Genomic DNA, 1,416 nt, shown 5'->3' on the forward strand with positions numbered 1-1,416 from the left:
TTCGCGCAGATCCCGAAGAAGGGCGACGAGATCGGCGCGAAGCTGGGCTATCTCGAAACCGGCGTGGCCGATTTCGGAACCTTCATCGCCGACGACCCGGAGGTGCTTTGCCTTCCCTACGGCATGACCGTGAACGGCAAGGGCGCGAACGTGCGCGGGAAGGCCAAGCAGCACCGGTCGCGGCACTGGGACAACAAGACGGTCAAGCAGATCGTCGAGCAGATCGCCGGCGAGAACGGCCTTTCGCCGAAGGTGGACGACGAGGTCGGCTCGCACAAATACAAATGGTTCGCGCAACAGGACGAAAGCGATCTGCATGTCGTCGAGCGCCTCGCCCGTCGCCATGACGCGCTTTTCACGATCAAGAACAAGACCCTCATCTTCAAAAAGAAGGGCGAGGGCGTCGGCTCCATCGTGGCCTCGCCGGCCAATATCGTCGAAGGCACCTGCCGCACGGTCTTCGCGCACCGATACAAATACAAGAAGGTGAAGGCCCGCTGGCAGGATCGCAACGAGGCAAAGCTCAAGGAAGTCGAGGAAGACAGCGATTCCGAGGGCGAGGCGACCTATACGATCGCGGAATCCTTTCAGGACGAAGGCGAGGCCAAGAAGGCGGCGAAGGCCAAGGCGAAAGACCTCAAGCGCGAGACGATGCGCACGAGCGTCACCCTTTATGGCGACCCTGCCGTCCGCGCCGGCGCGAAGTTCGTCTATGCCGGCGTCCGCCCCGAGCTCGACGGCGTCGAGTTCATCATAGAAACCGCGACGCACAAACTGTCGAAGGCCGGATACACGGTCGACGTCGAAGCCAAACTGAAGGTCTGACCTTCCTCATATTCCGCAGCCCCGCGCCGCGAATTTGCCGCCCCGCCTGACGGGGCCACCGCTCGCCAACAATCGAAAACACGAACCGCCCGACGTCTGTCGGGGGGAAGGAGATGCTATGTCCTTTGAAGCATGGCTTCAGGGCCGCCTTGTCGCGCATGGGTACAAGATCGCCGTGGACGGGGCGATCGGCGGGGAAACGACCCGCGCCCTGATCGCGTTCCAGCGCCAGAAGAAAATCAGGCAGACCGGGGTAGCCGATGCCGCCACCGTCGCCGCCCTGCGCGCCGAGCCAGGCAAGCCCAAGGCCGACACGCCCGAGCCGCCGGCCGAAACCCTTCCGCCATGGATGGCCGAGGCGCAGCGCCGCATGGGCCTGCATGAGCGCCGCGACAACGCGCTGCTCGCCGCCTTCCTGAAACTGGGGAAATATCTCGGCGACCCGGCGAAACTGCCGTGGTGCGGCGACTTCGTCGAAACCTGCATCGTCAAGACGCTGCCCGGCGCCGTGGTGCCGAACAATCCGTTCTGGGCGCAGGGGTGGAAGGATTTCGGCATTGACGCCGGCGGCCCCAAGGTCGGGTCGGTGGG

General features: G+C 64.2%; 2 protein-coding genes. Both read left to right on the forward strand.

Annotated elements, in window-relative coordinates; all coding sequences use genetic code 11:
- A partial coding sequence (locus V7050_RS17765; protein WP_324410943.1) for a phage late control D family protein occupies window positions 1-825 on the forward strand: 825 nt, incomplete at its 5' end.
- Between the two features lie 118 nt (window positions 826-943).
- Window positions 944-1,416 (forward strand): NlpC/P60 family protein (locus tag V7050_RS17770; protein WP_324410946.1); only part of this gene is annotated, 473 nt, incomplete at its 3' end.

It is taken from the genome of Amaricoccus sp. (assembly GCF_036846665.1).
Taxonomy (GTDB): domain Bacteria; phylum Pseudomonadota; class Alphaproteobacteria; order Rhodobacterales; family Rhodobacteraceae; genus Amaricoccus.